Origin of the sequence: Neolewinella aurantiaca (genome assembly GCF_008014675.1) — a bacterium.
Classification (GTDB): Bacteria; Bacteroidota; Bacteroidia; order Chitinophagales; family Saprospiraceae; genus Neolewinella; species Neolewinella aurantiaca.
This window is the reverse complement of sequence record NZ_VOXD01000026.1, coordinates 1-15408: the sequence shown is the minus strand read 5'-3', so window position 1 is coordinate 15408 and position 15408 is coordinate 1. Positions and strand designations below refer to the sequence as shown.

Annotated in this window: 12 protein-coding genes; 8 read left to right on the top strand and 4 right to left on the bottom strand. The window is 51.9% G+C overall.

Translation table 11 applies throughout. From position 1 onward, the window contains the following. Positions 1 to 19: 19 nt before the first annotated feature. The 4 genes from FUA23_RS15855 to FUA23_RS15840 all read left to right on the top strand — a co-directional run bounded on the left by FUA23_RS15855 (position 20) and on the right by FUA23_RS15840 (position 3203). Positions 20 to 238, top strand: a complete 219-nt coding sequence (locus FUA23_RS15855) for a CcmD family protein (RefSeq protein WP_147931739.1) — start codon at positions 20 to 22, stop codon at positions 236 to 238. Continuing rightward, positions 231 to 1652 (top strand): Glu/Leu/Phe/Val family dehydrogenase, encoded by a 1422-nt coding sequence (locus FUA23_RS15850; RefSeq protein WP_187271088.1) that lies wholly within the window; start codon positions 231 to 233, stop codon positions 1650 to 1652. Before FUA23_RS15855 ends, FUA23_RS15850 begins: the two co-directional genes overlap by 8 nt. 97 nt (positions 1653 to 1749) lie before the next feature. After that, positions 1750 to 2232: an Lrp/AsnC family transcriptional regulator gene (locus FUA23_RS15845; protein WP_147931738.1), complete on the top strand. Its 483-nt coding sequence runs from the start codon at positions 1750 to 1752 to the stop codon at positions 2230 to 2232. 83 nt (positions 2233 to 2315) lie between these two features. Next, the gene (locus FUA23_RS15840; RefSeq protein WP_147931737.1) at positions 2316 to 3203 is read left to right on the top strand and encodes a carbon-nitrogen hydrolase; all 888 of its coding nucleotides are present in this window, start codon (positions 2316 to 2318) and stop codon (positions 3201 to 3203) included. A gap of 87 nt (positions 3204 to 3290) precedes the next feature. Here the strand turns inward: FUA23_RS15840 and FUA23_RS15835 are convergent, their stop codons facing one another. The 4 genes from FUA23_RS15835 to FUA23_RS15820 form a co-directional block, all read right to left on the bottom strand. Further along, the gene (locus FUA23_RS15835; RefSeq protein ID WP_147931736.1) at positions 3291 to 6440 is read right to left on the bottom strand and encodes a TonB-dependent receptor; all 3150 of its coding nucleotides are present in this window, start codon (positions 6438 to 6440) and stop codon (positions 3291 to 3293) included. A 195-nt stretch (positions 6441 to 6635) separates the two neighbouring features. Beyond that, complete coding sequence (locus tag FUA23_RS15830) at positions 6636 to 7112, bottom strand: YbhB/YbcL family Raf kinase inhibitor-like protein (protein WP_147931735.1); 477 nt, start codon at positions 7110 to 7112, stop codon at positions 6636 to 6638. 127 nt (positions 7113 to 7239) lie between these two features. Further along, positions 7240 to 8109, bottom strand: a complete 870-nt coding sequence (locus FUA23_RS15825; RefSeq protein WP_147931734.1) for a T9SS type A sorting domain-containing protein — start codon at positions 8107 to 8109, stop codon at positions 7240 to 7242. Positions 8110 to 8266: 157 nt separating this feature from the next. After that, positions 8267 to 9727 carry a hypothetical protein gene (locus FUA23_RS15820; RefSeq protein ID WP_147931733.1) on the bottom strand — a complete coding sequence of 487 codons (1461 nt, stop codon included), beginning with the start codon at positions 9725 to 9727 and terminating at the stop codon, positions 8267 to 8269. A 288-nt stretch (positions 9728 to 10015) separates the two neighbouring features. On the opposite strand from FUA23_RS15820, the gene FUA23_RS15815 reads away from it, so the two are divergent. The 4 genes from FUA23_RS15815 to FUA23_RS15800 all read left to right on the top strand — a co-directional run bounded on the left by FUA23_RS15815 (position 10016) and on the right by FUA23_RS15800 (position 14464). After that, the gene (locus FUA23_RS15815) at positions 10016 to 10354 is read left to right on the top strand and encodes a P-II family nitrogen regulator (RefSeq protein ID WP_147931732.1); all 339 of its coding nucleotides are present in this window, start codon (positions 10016 to 10018) and stop codon (positions 10352 to 10354) included. Between the two features lie 228 nt (positions 10355 to 10582). Continuing rightward, on the top strand, positions 10583 to 11845 hold the full coding sequence (locus FUA23_RS15810) for an ammonium transporter (protein ID WP_147931731.1): 1263 nt from the start codon (positions 10583 to 10585) through the stop codon (positions 11843 to 11845). Between the two features lie 305 nt (positions 11846 to 12150). Beyond that, complete coding sequence (locus tag FUA23_RS15805) at positions 12151 to 13278, top strand: outer membrane beta-barrel protein (protein ID WP_147931730.1); 1128 nt, start codon at positions 12151 to 12153, stop codon at positions 13276 to 13278. Between the two features lie 169 nt (positions 13279 to 13447). After that, positions 13448 to 14464 carry a glutamine synthetase beta-grasp domain-containing protein gene (locus FUA23_RS15800; protein ID WP_147931729.1) on the top strand — a complete coding sequence of 339 codons (1017 nt, stop codon included), beginning with the start codon at positions 13448 to 13450 and terminating at the stop codon, positions 14462 to 14464. Positions 14465 to 15408 lie beyond the last annotated feature (944 nt).

The window sequence follows — 15408 nt, the reverse complement described above, 5'->3', positions numbered from 1 at the left end:
CCAATTTGTCCGGAACCTTATGGCCCGTATTACTTCCACCATATTACTTTGCTTTGCCGTTGCCACCATCTGTGCTCAATCCGCCGCTGAACCACCGGCGGACTTTCTGCGCAGCATCGGTAAACTCTACGTTGTAGTGGCGGTAATCGTCGTGGTGTTCCTGGGTATTGCCTTTTACCTCTGGCGGCTGGACCGCCGCCTGAATGATTTAGAAAACCAAATTGATAATCATGCCTAAAAATGTTTCATTTCTTGATAGCGTAAATCGCTATTTTGACGCCGCCGCGCCGCACACCGGCCTGGACGAAGGCCTTCTTAAGCAAATCAAAGTTTGCAATGGTGTCTACCAAATCCACTTCCCGGTAAAGATTAACGGAAAAGTGGAGGTGCTGGAAGCCTACCGTGCCCAGCACAGCCACCACCGGAGCCCCACCAAAGGTGGTATCCGGTATTCGAACCACGTAAATCAGGACGAAGTTGTTGCCCTGGCAACGCTCATGTCTTACAAATGTGCCATCGTTGATGTGCCCTTTGGCGGAGCGAAAGGCGGAGTAAAGATCAACCCCTGGGAGTACAGCGAACAGGATCTGGAAAAAATCACCCGCCGCTATACCACCGAATTGATTCGTCGCAAATTCATCGGCCCCGCCGTTGATGTACCCGCTCCTGACTACGGAACCGGCAGCCGCGAAATGGCCTGGATCTACGATACTTATCGCTCTTTTCACCCGGATGATATTAACGCTGCAGGTTGTGTAACCGGTAAGCCCGTTAACCAGAACGGTGTTCGTGGCCGTACGGAAGCAACCGGCCGTGGTGTATTCTACGGTATCCGCGAAGCGTGCAACAACAAAGATTTGATGGACAAGCTCGGGCTCGAGCCAGGCATCGAAGGTAAAACCATGGTTATCCAGGGTCTTGGTAATGTGGGCTCTCATACCGCAACCATCAGCCAGGATGAAGGTGGCGTCAAAATCATCGGCGTATCCGAAGTTGAAGGTGCCATCTATAACCCCGACGGCATCGATATCCACGCGCTGCTGCGTCACCGTGCTCACCACGGAAGCATCCTGAGCTATCCGGACGCCCGCATTTATGGCAAAGACAAGCGCCGGGCCGTGATGGAATTCGACTGTGATATCCTCGTTCCTGCCGCTCTTGAAAATCAGATCGACGCTGAGAATGCTCCCAACGTCCGCGCCAAAATTATCGCCGAAGCAGCCAACGGCCCCGTAACTGCCGACGGCGCTGCCATCCTGGCTGATCGTGGCATAATCGTAATTCCCGATATTTACCTCAACGCCGGTGGTGTTACCGTGAGCTACTTCGAATGGCTCAAAAACCTTAGCCACATGCGCTTCGGCCGGTTGGAAAAGCGCTTTGATGAGCGCGCTTACCGACGGATTGTTGATCAAATTGAAGCCACAACGGGCAAAACAATCAGCGACAGAGACCGCGATATGATTGTCCGCGGAGCCGATGAAATCGACCTGGTGCGTTCAGGACTTGAAGAAACAATGATCACCGGCTTCCAGCAGGTGTATAAAATGTATGCCGACAACGCAGAGATCAAAGATCTTCGCACGGCCGCTTTTGCACTGGCAATCAGTAAGATATCAAGCGATTACATCGCACTCGGAATTTGGCCATAGTGTGCAGTTTGGGAAATTTTATACTTTTTCAAGCGAAATTATGAAATAATAGTTGGTGCGGCTATCTTCGCCGCACCAACCTTCCCTAACATAAGTTATGTCTGATAAATTAGATAAGATCGATCTTCACATTCTGAAAATTCTTCAGGACAATAGCAAGATCACCAACCTCGACCTCTCCAAGCGGATTGGCCTCAGCCCTGCACCTACTCTCGAGCGGGTGAAAAAGCTGGAGCAGAACGACGTCATTAATAGCTATCACGCTCAGGTTACTCCCGAAGCGATTGGCCTGATGGTCAAAACTTTTGTCCTCGTCTCTCTCGACTGGAGGAAGAACCAGGCCAGAGAAAGCTTTCTTTCTCAGGTGGAAACCATCGATGAAATCACTGAGTGCTACATCATCACCGGAGAAGCGGATTTCCTGATTAAGATTGTCTGTAAAGACATCCCAACCTACGAACGCCTGCTCTTCAAAACCCTTCAGCAGATCGACGAGATCGAGCGGCTGAAGACGCTGATGACACTTTCTACGGTGAAGGATTCGAAGCGACTACCTTACGATTACGACGGGGAAGAGTAAGTCGTTCCCTCAAATAGTTAATCATACGAATAGTCAGGTAGTACAGGTTACTGCCTGACTATTTGTGTAAAATTCAGTGCCTTATGCCCAACCTTCTTAACGTAGGCATAGTCCAACAATCCAACACCGGCGACCGCGCCACCAACATTACTAAGTCGGCCGAAGAAGCTCGTAAGTGCAAAGCCGATGGTGCAGAACTGATCGTGTTTCAGGAACTTCACACGGGTTTGTATTTCTGCCAAACGGAAGATACCACCGTGTTTGATCAGGCGGAAACCATCCCTGGCCCCAGCACCGACTACTTCGGTGAGCTCGCCCGGGAAATCGATTGCGTCTTAGTGCTTTCTCTGTTCGAACAGAGAGCTCCCGGCCTTTGTCACAACACCGCAGTAGTGATTGAAAAAGATGGCTCGATTGCCGGTAAGTATCGCAAGATGCACATCCCGGATGATCCGGCGTACTACGAGAAATTCTACTTCACGCCGGGTGATATGGGCTTTAAGCCGGTCCAGACCAGTGTCGGTAAGCTCGGAGTTTTGGTCTGCTGGGACCAGTGGTACCCCGAAGCAGCCCGCCTGATGGCACTGGCCGGGGCCGAACTGCTGATTTACCCGACTGCTATTGGCTATGAAACTACCGACAGCAAGGAGGAGCAGGCTCGGCAGCGGGATGCATGGCTGATCTCTCAGCGCGCTCATGCCGTTGCGAACGGACTTCCTGTCGTCTCCGTCAACCGAACCGGATTCGAAGACGACCCGAGCAGCGTTACTAACGGAATCCAGTTCTGGGGCTCTTCCTTCGTGGCCGGCCCGCAGGGAGAATACCTCTGGCAGGCTCTACAAGACGAAGAGGTGACCACCGTTGTCACCATCGATCGCGGCCGGACCGCAGATGTCCGCCGCATCTGGCCTTTCTTCCGGGATCGAAGAATCGATGCCTACCAAGGGCTCACCCAACGTTACCTCGACTGAAAAGAAATCCCCCGGCTGCCTGATGGCAACCGGGGGATTCTTGTTTCAGGGCCCGATTATTCGGGATCCTGCTCAAAATACGCTCTTTTAGAAGCGGAAGCGCAGGCCCATCTGTCCCTGCCAGCGACTCAGCAGGCTGAAGTCGTTGGTGAAGGTACTGGTCAGCGTCGGATCGAAGGAGTACAGCGGGGTGCCGTCTTCCTGGATGCTTACACCTACTGGCTGAGTAGTAGACGGAAGTTCACGTACACCCCAGTTGCTGTTCAGCAGATTGCCTACGTTGAGGATGTCGAACGTAAATTCAATCTGCTTCTTACCACTCAGGTTGATCTTCTGTGCCAGGCGAAGATCCCAGTTAGAGTACCAGGGGCTGAGGATCGCGTAGCGCTCCACGTAGTCGCCGCGGCGCTCGTTGAGGTATTCGTCCTGCTCGATGAATGCATTGAATGCATTCCGCTGCTCTTCGCCGCCAACGAAGGCGATTCCAGCAAGTTCGCTGCTGGTCGGAATGTAAAGGAGGTCGTTCAGCCCGGAACCGTCGTTGTTGATGTCGCCGTTGTAAGTGTAGCTGAAGCGGTTGCCCTGAGCGTACTGGAAGAAGACAGCGATAGTTGTTGTCCACTGGTCAGCGCTGCCGTAGTTGAAGGCGCGGTAAGCGCTACCAACTACCCGGTGGCGGTTGCCGTAAAGACTTGGAGAAAGTACCGCCTGGTTGATGTTGCCGAGGGCCGGGTTACGTTCGTAAGCATCGGAACTGATCTCTGCTTCAATGGAGGATGCCTCGCGGGTGTCGTTGAAGTTGTAAGCAATGCTCGTAAACAATCCGTTGGTCCAGTTGCGCTTCAACTCAACGCTGGCGTTGATGCTGCGGCCAATGTCGGTATTGGTGAATACGTAAGCGTTGGTCGGAGCACCGAATACCAGAGCGCGGTCTTCCTCTGACCGGTAGACAGGGCGGTCGTCGGGGCCGGGGAGGGTTCCTTCGGGAGTACGCAGTCCGTAGTTACGTACAAGGACGGAGTTGACGTCTTTGGTGTAAACAAAGTCAGAAGTGATCGTCCAGCCATTGCCTACGGCAAAATCGCCACCGAGGTTGGTTCTCCAAACCTGTGGGAACTCAAAGTTCCGTGCGGTCATGTTATAGAAGAAGAAGTTAGGGTTGGCAACCTGGTTGCCGATCCATACGAAGGGGAAACGGCCGGTAAACAGACCGGACCCGCCCCGGAGCTGCATCGTCTGGTCTCCTTTCACATCCCAGTTGAAACCCAAACGTGGGCTGAACAGGAATTTGCTTTCGGGAAGATCGGTGTGATTGAAGGTTACGGCCTCATTGTCCTCATTGTAGTAAACGATGGACGGGTCGTAACAGCAGTTGCGGTCAATGTTCTCCTGAATCTTCTCGTCGGTGTCAAAGTACAGCGGCTTATCGAGGCGAAGACCGAGGGTAACCGTAAGGTCAGGGGTGAGGGCAATCTCATCTTGCAGGTAAAGTCCGAGCTGGCCAACGTTTGTTTCGGCCAGGGCCCAGTTGGAACCGTTGTACCCCGTTCCGGAACCATTGCCGTTGGCAAATGCATCCTGAGCGGCCTGAACTGCCGCGTCAAACGCACCAGCATTAAGTGAGTCGAGGAAAGCCTGAGGGCTGCTTTGAGCAGCACCGTTTACGGGGCCGAACACACCAGGGTAAGCACCGAGGTTGAAACTGTTGTCGAACTGGAATTTCTCGAAGCTGACACCTGCGGTCCAGGTGTGTTTACCCGCAAAGTACTGCAGGTTGTTGGTAAACTGAAGTACGTTCTGATCAAGACGGTTGTTGATCGAGAAGGGCTCGTGACCCACTACAATGTAGTTGGTACCATCGCGCTGAATGATCAGGCTGGGGAAGGGGCTGCTGTCCGGCTCACGGAAGTCTTCGTAGTCGGTGTAGCCCACCTGTAGCTTATTGCTGAATTTGTCGGCGAAGAGGCTGTTCCATTCCACAATGCCCGACTGAATCTTGTTGTTGATCGTGTAGCCGGAATTCGCGTACTGAAGCGTCTGTGCGTCCGGGCCACGACGGCCAAGAGCAAAGCGGTTGGCGTTGAGGTCGCGGCTGGCGTCCAGGAAGTTATAAGTTGCCGTCAGGGTATTTCCGGGGGCAATGTTCCAGTCCAGTTTGAAGAGCCCTTTCTCATTGTCGGTTTCGTGGGTGTAGCCTTCGTACGCGCCTGTTTCGTAACCGAAGCGGCTGTTAAGCGCAGATGAGATGGCATCGAGGTCGCTGGCTTCTACCCGGCTGACCTGATCGCCGGAAAGACCGGCGCGGTTGGCCAAAAACTCACTGCCCAGATCATCACGGCGTTCTGCTTCGAAGTTGGCAAAGAAGAAAAGTTTATCCTTGATGATAGGACCGCCAATGCTGATTCCGGTCTGAAGCTGGTTGAGTTCGGGCTGGAAGATTTCATCTCCTGCTACCTTACCTCCGGTAAGGCCTTCATTACGGTAGAAACCGTAAACTGTTCCGCTGAATTCGTTGGTTCCGCTCTTGGTCACAGCGTTTACTGCGGCGCCGGTAAAGCCAGCCTGGGTCACATCGTAAGGTGCCAGGCTAACCTGAATTTGCTCGATGGCATCCAATGAAATAGGTTGAGCATTGGACTGACCACCAGCAGTTGCTTCATCGAGACCGAATGGGTTGTTGAAGATCGACCCGTCTAGTGTAAAGCTGTTGTACTGGTCGTTACGACCGCCAAAGCTGTTGCCATCAGAACTCGGCGTCAGACGCGTGAAATCTGATGCCGAACGGCTGATGGTCGGCAAACGCTGAAGGTCATCAGAACTAATCTGAGTAGCCGCTCCGGTCCGGTCACTATTGATGACGCTGTTTTTACGGGCGCTGACGACAACTTCGTCCAGTGTCTCACCATCTTCCAGCATGGCTACGTCGAAGGTGAGTTTCTCACCCAGCTTCAGGATGATACCTTCTGTGGTGTTTGAGGTAAAACCAAGGTAGCTTACCGTAACGGTGTACGGGCCACCAATGCGCATATTAGAAATGGTGTAATAGCCGTCGTTTTGTGCCGCACTGCCATAAACTGTACCTGTTGGGGTGTGAATGGCTTTGATTGTGGCACCAATGAGCCCGGTACCGTCGGAATCCGTAATCCTGCCGGTCAATGCCGAAGTAGTTGCCTGGGCCGAAAGACCAGACGTAGCGCAGCATATGAGCAGCAGCGCAAAAAAAGTAGAAAGCTTCATGTAAACTAGTGATGTTGATCCCAACGACCGCGTATACCACGATCTGAAGAAGACCTGGTTGATTAAGTTGCTCACAAAGTTAATTACATGTAAGCGAAAATTCGCGATCCGAATGTAAAGTTTACCTGAAGGTTAAGCAGCTGTATATTTAAACGGAATGGTTGGTAAAAACCATCGCGCCGTTGATCATGGTGCTTAGCGAGCGTAGTAAGCAGTAATGCCGGCTTTGCCGATAATATGGGAATCAGCCATGAACATCACCATGGCGGGACTGGCGTTTTCGTCGAGCTCTAAAGCTTCGGTATCTAGTGCATAAATGGTGATATGATAAGCATGGGCGGTATCTCCGGGAGGAGGGCAGGCACCACCGTAGCCAATACTACCGTAGCTGTTTTTTGTTTGTACGGTAGCACCGGGCATCGAAGCTTTGCTGTCTCCCGTGCTCAGGTCACGCGTTCCGGCGGGGATGTTGAAGGCACACCAGTGCCACCAGCCGGGGCCGGGGGCATCGGCATCGTAGCAGGTGATGATGAAGCTTTTGGTGCCTTCGGGAGCGTTCTCCCAACTGAGTTGGGGGCTGCGGTTGCCGCCGCCGGCGCCAAAATCATCGTATACGTTTTCAATTGGAACCTGTCCGGTAAATTCTTTGCTGGTGAGGGTAAATCCTGGCATGTTATTGTTTTTCTGACTCAACGATACTTTGGCCCGGCTGGTTCATCAGGGCGGGGCCGCAGGTGCAAAGAACGTTTTTTGAGAACCTTGCCTGCACCTGCGTCAGCGCCCTGAATCGGTTAGCTGATCAACGCACGGCGAGGCGCGACGTGAGACGGCCGTCGGTACCGCTGAGCTGCACAATGTACACGCCTGGTTTCAACGTAGCCACCGGCAAGGGCAAGCTATTGGCCCCGGCTGAAAGCGAAAGTTGTTGGTCGCGCAGCACTTTGCCGTCCAGGCCGAGGATGCTGAGTTGGTACGCTCCGGTACCGGGAGCATCGAAGGTAAGGTTCGCCACTCCTGCGGTTGGGTTGGGATATAACTTGTGTGGAATAACCGCAATGTCGCGCAGGCCAGAGGGAGAACCTTCTGCCAGTGTGATTACAGTAGGCTCGGTGCTGCCGTTGTCGCCAAGTGTACCGGAAGCACCGTTGACCAGATTACCCACCACGTAGTATTCCACCGGGCCTGCCCCGGCTTCAGGAGCCGTCCAGTCGAACGAAAACGTACTGTCCTGATTCGCTGCATTTTGCTCAATGTACACGCGTCCGCCGTCGCCGGTGATGACTTGGGTTGCCGCATCCGGATTGGCCGCGGCACCTGCCACTTCAGGAGCCGGGGCGGTTGTGGTCAGAAACTGAGAGCTGAATCCGTAAGCTGCCGGAGCCGCGGCCCCGTAGCCAACTGCTACGGTAACCCGGTAAGTGGCGCCCGGAGTGTAGGTTGTCAGGTCTGTTGGAACACCGTCCAGCGCGAAGGATACGTTGATCTCCGGTTGGCCGAAGTCGCCGGTGCTGTGGCAAACACTGCAGGTTCTTTCGGTTCCGCCACCGAATTTTGGCGCTCCGGTATAGAAGTTTCCGTTGGACGCCGGACCACCGGAATTACCAAGGAAGAAGGTTGCTACAATTAAAGGTAACAGCGCCATCAGGTGGCGGGACTTAGAAAGACTCATGCTTTAGTTGATCAGAGGTTAATGCTTAAAGCATACTACTGGACATTTTTGGTTCCCTCTCCGCTGAGCCTTAAAGCGAAGCTTGCTGGAGGGGGCGGAGGGTGAGGTAGAAAATCAAAAATGTCCAGTAGTATATGCTTAAAGATAACACCAGATATTATTGTTTGCTGTTTAACCACCAATTCAGGTCGAGGTAGATCAATGCTTTACGTTCAAAAGCCTGGTCGGCAACACTATTGATCTCTTCCTGCAACACGGTGTAAACCTGTTGGTGCTCCGCAATCGGTGTTTTCAGCAATCGGCGCAGCCCCGAAACGGATAGCTTATGTACCTGGGCGGTCTCTTTACTGCGGTTCAGTAACCGGCTTACAGAATTGAGGTGATAATCGACGAGGGAGTAATTGGTTAGTTCAAAATTGCAGAGCGCGTGCAGCAAACGGGTGTTGATGAGCAGATCTTCACGGAAAATTCCGCTGCGCATGTTTATTATTTCGTTGAGGTAATCGAGCGCTTCGTCGAAGCGCTTTACCAGAAAGCAGGCTGCCGCAAACTTGAAAAGAAACAGCGCCCAGCGGTGAGAAGAGGGTAGGAACTCCCCGAGGGTGTGCTGCGCAAGAATTTTCTGACTGAGTTGGTATGCTTCTTCATGATCGCCGGTCATAAAAAGGTGATTGAAGCGGGAGAGATTGAGGTAGGTCTCACCCAACTGACGGGAGTTGCCATTCAGGAGAACATCATCTCCGTTCAGAAACTTGTCCATCTTAGTTACATTTCGCCTTACGGTCGTTTCATCTTTGGTGAGGTAACCCAGCATAGAAACGTAATAAAGACAACGCAGGTAAAGATCGGGGTCCTTAACCATCATTTGAGGGTTGAGGTAAAACATGTTGGAGGCTTCCACGGCGTCGTCCAGGGCTTCTCTGAAGTCCAGCTGTATGTAGTGAAACCACATTGTCGCCTGAGACCGGTTGATTTTTTGGTGGAAAGTATAGTCCGATGGGCCTTTGCGAGCCATCCGCTTCTGTGTGTTGGTCCAGAATTCTTCGTTCTCTGCCAGCTCTTCTGCTGTCCGGCTGTGACCGTGTTCTATATAAAGGCCGTGTACCTGGATGTTGATGTTGAACAACTCGCTGTTGTTAAGAACACTCTGGTTGCACTCGGTAGATTCTTTGAGCAAAAGGTCCATTTTGTTGTCGACCTGACGTGAGAGGGTCACGTGCCGCGCCTCGATAAGTTTCTGAAATTCGAGGATCTCGAGATGCAGCAAATCCTGATTGTGCTTTACTGCCGTGAGTTTAGCCCGCTCCAGGAGCCTCAGCGAGTCGAGGTAATGTCCCTTGCCGTAGAGGATTCGGGTGAAGTCAATTTGTTGCCGGAGTTCAATGTCTATTTCTTTATTGATATAGATGAGCCGCAGGCTGGTCAGGACTTGTTGGTAAAGGTGGCGTTTGAGGTTGCTCAACTTGCCGGATGTGATGCTGAGTTGCTTCACGAGAAGGCTGTCTTCCGGAGCTGGAGACTTATCGATCGCATCAAATAAGCGGATGAATTTATTGTCTGTTGTCGCTCCTGCTCTGGTGGCAAAAAGCTTGAAATTGCGCTTTTCAGCCTTGGTCAAAGATTTGACAAGCCTAAATACCTGATTTTTTATTGCGGTGGCCATGAGCAGATCGAAAGTTTTAAGTCTTTGATAATCAGCTTGTAAGGTGATTAAGTGCTTGGTTGGTTGTAACGATAAGTAAATTTAACTGACTACACTGGGACCTCCAAGCCAATGCATATTTGCTTTCAACAAAGCGGGAAGATTAATTTTCGCTTTTTCCAACCCCCGAACCATTTAGACTTTTTAATTCACTGTACGTTTATTTTTCCACTGACCAAGGAGATATCGAACAAAAAGATTCTAATGAAGAAAATCGAAGCTATTATTCGCCTTTCAAGATTCGAGGCCGTCCGTGATGCTTTGGCTGAAATCGACGTCAAGTTCTTTACTCTTTCCGAAGTAAAGGGCTTTGGCCTCCAGCGTGGCGAACAACTCACTTACCGGGGTAGTGTATACGACGCTGATTACATCGCGCGCCTTCAACTCGATCTGCTTGCTCCCACCGACAAAGTAGACGCCATTATCGGCGCCATCACGTCCGCAGGCCGCACCGGCAAGGTTGGGGATGGAAAAATTTCCATCTTCGACATCGAACGCGTAGTACGTATCCGCACCGGAGAAGAAAACGAGAGCGCTATCTAATTTTTACTTTTCAGACTTTCACTTAAGAGCGAGATTTAACCACCTTCGCCACAGGACGAGCCGTTGCCGGCCCTCCATCCCCCCCCAGCCCCAACCTTGTAAGACCAGATTGTAACCGAGCCAGCATGCCAGGCAGCGGATGGAACCTCTTTTCCTTCTCCGCTAGCTAACCGGCTCCAGGCCCGACTTTTTCAACTAACACACTCTTACAAAATACCTTTTTTTGCTATGGAAGCATTATTCACTGTAAATAACCTCTGGATCCTGGTGGCGACTTGTTTCGTCTTCCTTATGCACCTAGGCTTTGCCAGCCTGGAGGCTGGCTTCGTTCAGAAGAAGAACGTAGTCAATATCCTTTTCAAAAACTCGATGATCATCTGTATCGGTCTGCTGACCTACTTCGTGATTGGATTTAACCTTATGTACCCCGGTGAGGGCTACGAAGGAGGATTCGTAGGGAAGTTCTTCGTCCCTCTCGACTGGGCCGGAAGCGCCGTAGCCGATTACGCCGCCGCTGCTGAAGGTGGCTCAGCTTACACGGGCTACTCCGACTTCATCTTTCAGGCAATGTTTGCCGCTACCTGTGCCACCATCGTATCCGGTGCCGTAGCTGAGCGAATCAAACTTGTTCCTTTCCTGCTTTTCGCTACGCTCTTCGTTGGCATCAGCTACCCAATCACAGGTATGTGGCACTGGGGTGGTGGCTGGCTCGCCGAAATGGGCTTTTACGATTTTGCCGGTTCTACTCTGGTTCACGCGGCTGGTGGCTTTGCCGCTCTCGCTGCAATCATCCTGCTCGGTGCGCGCAAGGGCAAGTACAAAAGTGATGGCCGCATTACCGCGATCCCCGGCCACAGCATGCCCTTGGCAGCTATCGGTGTTTTCCTCCTTTGGTTCGGCTGGTACGGCTTCAACGGCGGATCTGTCCTGAGTGCTGACCCCAACGGCGTTTCACTCGTATTCGTAACCACTTCACTCGCTGCTGCAGCTGGTGGTGTTGCCGCCTTCTTCGTGGCTTACTTCATGTTCAAGTCTTACGATCTCTCCATGGTACTCAACGGTATCCTCGGTGGTCTCGTAGGTGTAACTGCCGGTGCCGACAGCTTCACCGGTGGCAGCGCTATCCTGGTGGGTGCCATCGCTGGTATCATCATTCCCCTTAGCATTGTCTTCTTCGATAAAACCCTCAAGCTCGACGATCCCGTTGGTGCAACTTCCGTTCACGGTGTATGTGGTATCTGGGGTACCCTTGCGGTAGGAATTTTCTCTACTAACCCAGAGCACAGTTTCGTTACCCAGCTTATCGGTACCCTTGCTGTAGGTGCTTTCTCTTTCCTCGCCAGCTTCGGCATCATGGGTGCACTCAAAGCAATCATGGGCATCCGGGTAGACGAAGAAGAGGAACTCAAAGGACTCGACATCGGCGAGCACGATATGCACGCCTACACCGACGGTAAAGAGGACGGAATCTTCCAACTTACTGAAGGATAAAATGTGATTTTGGCCCGTTAGCCAGCAGAGGTAAATGCCTCGATCTGCTAACGGGCCGAAACCATCACTACAAAAAAGGCCCGCCGACGCTGCAACGTCAAACGGGCCCGCCGGAAACGGACTGAACCGCCCCCAACTAAGGATCTTTCTCTTATCAATTCTCTCTTCTTATCCGGAAGGGAGAACTGGTAAAGAATCAAAGGTATGACAGCGAATTCAATTTGCCAATTACCCAGGGGTTAAGTCCATATCCGGAATGAAATATCACCTCACTATCACCACGGATATTAAACTTTACTCCAACGATGAAAACAATTTTCAAATTTACGCTCGCATTCATGCTCCTTTCTTCCACTACTCTCTTCGCTCAGGTGAGCGCCGATCTGCCCGCAGCAGACCCGGTGACTGCACCCGCTGACGAAGAAAAAGAGGAAGAAGAAACGCCAGGTCTCCAAATCAGTGGATTTGCTGACGTTTACTACCAGCAAAACTTCACCGAAGGAGCTGATAGCGAACTACCACTCGTTTTCCCAACCAGTTTCACTGACCGGGCTAACGAGTTCACCATCGGTATGGCTAATGTTACCCTCGCTCAGGAATTCGAAAAGGTGAGCTTCGTCGCTCAGCTTGGTTTCGGGCCCCGTGCAGAGGCAGCCAACGGAGACGTTCCTGCAGTTCAGCAGTTGTTCGTAACTTACGCACCTTCCGATTTCGTTACCTTCACCCTCGGTAACTTTGGTACCTTCGTCGGATACGAAGTCATTGACCCGATCAATGTAAACTACTCTACGAGCTACCTTTTCAGCAACGGCCCTTTCTTCCACACGGGTATCAAAGCTGATTTCGCCATCGCTGAGGGCTTTGGTGCAATGGTTGGTGTTTTTAATGACACCGATAGCAAGTTCGACGACGTAGAAGGTAAGCACATTGGTGCTCAGCTCAGCGCCGAAACGGGTAACCTCGCAGCTTACCTCAATTTCCTTGCCGGCAAGGAGGCTGAAGGTGAAACCGACGATCTCGATCAGTCTGGTTTCCAGGTTGACCTGACCGCAACTTACGAAGTCAGCGAAACGTTCATGCTCGGCCTGAACGTATCCGACAAAACAAGCAGTGTTGATGGCAGCACTGTTGACGGTTTCACCGGAGCTGCACTTTACGCAACCGTTGGAATTTCTGATGGCTTCGACCTCGGTTTCCGCGGTGAGTACTTCACGGGTAAACTAGCCGAAGGAGTTACGGGAGACGCTCCTTCTGTCACTGCTTTCACTCTCAGTGGCAACTATAAGGTTGGTCCCCTCACCATCATCCCTGAAGTACGCTTCGACTCTGGTAACGATCAGGTCGTATTTGATTCTCAGCCCAGTGGCATTTTCCCTTCCGCAGATGATAACAGCGTAGCTGCTTTCATCCTCGCTGCTGTGTACACTTTCTAAAAACGACAATAGCGGGCACGGATGCGGGTGCAAGGCAACGGTTTAAGGCAGAACTCAGCAAAGGAAACTTCCCTTAATGACTATTCTCCTCTCAAAACTCACCTTGCACCTGCGGCCTCGCCCAAATTTCATTTATTTCTGATTTAACCTCACAAACTCCTTTCTAACTATGGCTACTAAACATAAGCTACAGTACGTTTGGCTCGACGGTTCCGAGCCCATGCAGCAGATGCGCTGCAAAACCCAGATCATCGAAGACTTCAGCGGTAAGCTCGAAGACTGTCCGATGTGGTCCTTCGACGGATCTTCTACCCAACAGGCTTCCGGCGGCAGCTCCGACTGTCTGCTCAAGCCCGTTGCCATCATCACCGACCCTCAGCGCAAGAACGGCTACATCGTTCTTACCGAGGTGCTCAGTGCCGACGGCACCCCGCACCCATCCAACGCTCGTGCTACCATCGAGGATGAGGACAAAGACTTCTGGTTTGGATTCGAGCAGGAATACTTCCTCTGGGACCCCGAGACCAATAAGCCTCTCGGCTTCCCCGCAGACGGCAGCGACCCCGCTCCCCAGGGCCAGTACTACTGTTCCGTTGGCGCAGCCAACGCATACGGCCGCGAGATCATCGAGGAGCACCTTGATGCTTGTCTCGACGCAGGCCTGACCGTAGAAGGTATCAACTGCGAAGTTGCTCCTGGTCAGTGGGAATTCCAGACCTTCGCCAAAGGCGCAAAAGAAGCAGGTGACCAGATCTGGCTCGCACGTTTCCTTCTCGACCGCGTGGCCGAGCAGTACGGTGTCGTCATCAACTACGAATGTAAGCCTGTACCCGGTGATTGGAACGGTTCCGGTATGCACGCTAACTTCTCCAACTCTTTCCTCCGCGAAAGTGGAAAGAAGGAAGACTATGAGAAGGTATGTGAAGCATTCCGCCCTGTCACTAAGGAACACATCGAGGTTTACGGCCACGATAACCACCTCCGTCTCACTGGTCTTCACGAGACACAGAGCATTCACGAGTTCAGCTACGGTATCTCTGACCGTGGTGCCTCCATCCGTATTCCGGTTGCTACCGTTGAGCGCGGCTGGAAAGGTTGGTTGGAAGACCGTCGCCCTAACTCCGCTGCAGACCCCTACAAGGTTGCTGCACGGATCGTGAAAACCGTTAAGCCGGTTTCTGTATAAATGTGTTGCAGGAGTTGCAGACTTTGCAACTCCTGCAATCCCATGAAAGAGGATTTAAGCTTCCTGCAAAGTATGTAAGAAGGTTAAATCAGCTCAGGTTCCGCGCGGTCCGCGGGACATGGATTTGCCCGGGTCGCCTTAATTGGCGGCCCGGTTTTTTGTTTTCTGAGAGACCTTATATATATGGTATACGATTTCGCGCGGCCAGGGAGCCAGAATCAGACACCCATAACGCCATATCTGCTGGCAACCATTAATATTCCAATAATCATCAGGATAGCGTAACATAAGGCAGCGGCGCGGACGCAGGTGCAAAGAAGGTTGAGCGTAACCCGGGATGATCTCTTACCTATCCTCCCTCTACTGTAAGCAGGGTAGGGGCTTTCCTTTTCTCGTGTACTATAAATATCCATAAAGCCCCGAAGAGCTCTGTTGAGCCATTAGCCATCATGCCGGGGCCCTCCTGGTTTCTCCTTGCTAAGCCGTAGGCGTGCACAACGTAATGCGAAAACTTAGCGGATAGTAAGAGCGAAAACCAATAGTAGCGACTGGATTAGGCGTTGGCGTAAGTATACCCTATGCAGAAAGAGCTAAGTACAGGGTCTTCAATTCCATGACTTCGTGAAGTAATACACCTGTATATATGGTATCAAGTCAAAGAATCATCTGCTTTACCCGGATATTGCTCTGATTTGGGTAGCTCCGAGAGTTTTCTGAAGCGACCAAAGCCTGCTTTCTGCAATGAATCTGAATCAGTTGGTTTGAGCGGTTCTGTAAACCAGTCGAAACACCTTGTAAAAGTTTGGCGAAAATCGGTGATCGCGCAACTTTTCATCAAAGTTGAAAAAAGATTGAATCAAAGTTGAGAAACACTTGCAAGGGTGGTGATTGGGAGCGTATCTTTGCGACCCGCAAGCGAGAAACGTCTCGCACAAATGACACCT

Bases quoted from the DNA above. Each gene is read 5' to 3' on its own strand.
- FUA23_RS15855 (WP_147931739.1), top strand. From the start codon at position 20: ATGGCCCGTATTACTTCCACCATATTACTTTGCTTTGCCGTTGCCACC.
- FUA23_RS15850 (WP_187271088.1), top strand. From the start codon at position 231: ATGCCTAAAAATGTTTCATTTCTTGATAGCGTAAATCGCTATTTTGAC.
- FUA23_RS15845 (WP_147931738.1), top strand. From the start codon at position 1,750: ATGTCTGATAAATTAGATAAGATCGATCTTCACATTCTGAAAATTCTT.
- FUA23_RS15840 (WP_147931737.1), top strand. From the start codon at position 2,316: ATGCCCAACCTTCTTAACGTAGGCATAGTCCAACAATCCAACACCGGC.
- FUA23_RS15835 (WP_147931736.1), bottom strand. From the start codon at position 6,440: ATGAAGCTTTCTACTTTTTTTGCGCTGCTGCTCATATGCTGCGCTACG.
- FUA23_RS15830 (WP_147931735.1), bottom strand. From the start codon at position 7,112: ATGCCAGGATTTACCCTCACCAGCAAAGAATTTACCGGACAGGTTCCA.
- FUA23_RS15825 (WP_147931734.1), bottom strand. From the start codon at position 8,109: ATGAGTCTTTCTAAGTCCCGCCACCTGATGGCGCTGTTACCTTTAATT.
- FUA23_RS15815 (WP_147931732.1), top strand. From the start codon at position 10,016: ATGAAGAAAATCGAAGCTATTATTCGCCTTTCAAGATTCGAGGCCGTC.
- FUA23_RS15810 (WP_147931731.1), top strand. From the start codon at position 10,583: ATGGAAGCATTATTCACTGTAAATAACCTCTGGATCCTGGTGGCGACT.
- FUA23_RS15805 (WP_147931730.1), top strand. From the start codon at position 12,151: ATGAAAACAATTTTCAAATTTACGCTCGCATTCATGCTCCTTTCTTCC.
- FUA23_RS15800 (WP_147931729.1), top strand. From the start codon at position 13,448: ATGGCTACTAAACATAAGCTACAGTACGTTTGGCTCGACGGTTCCGAG.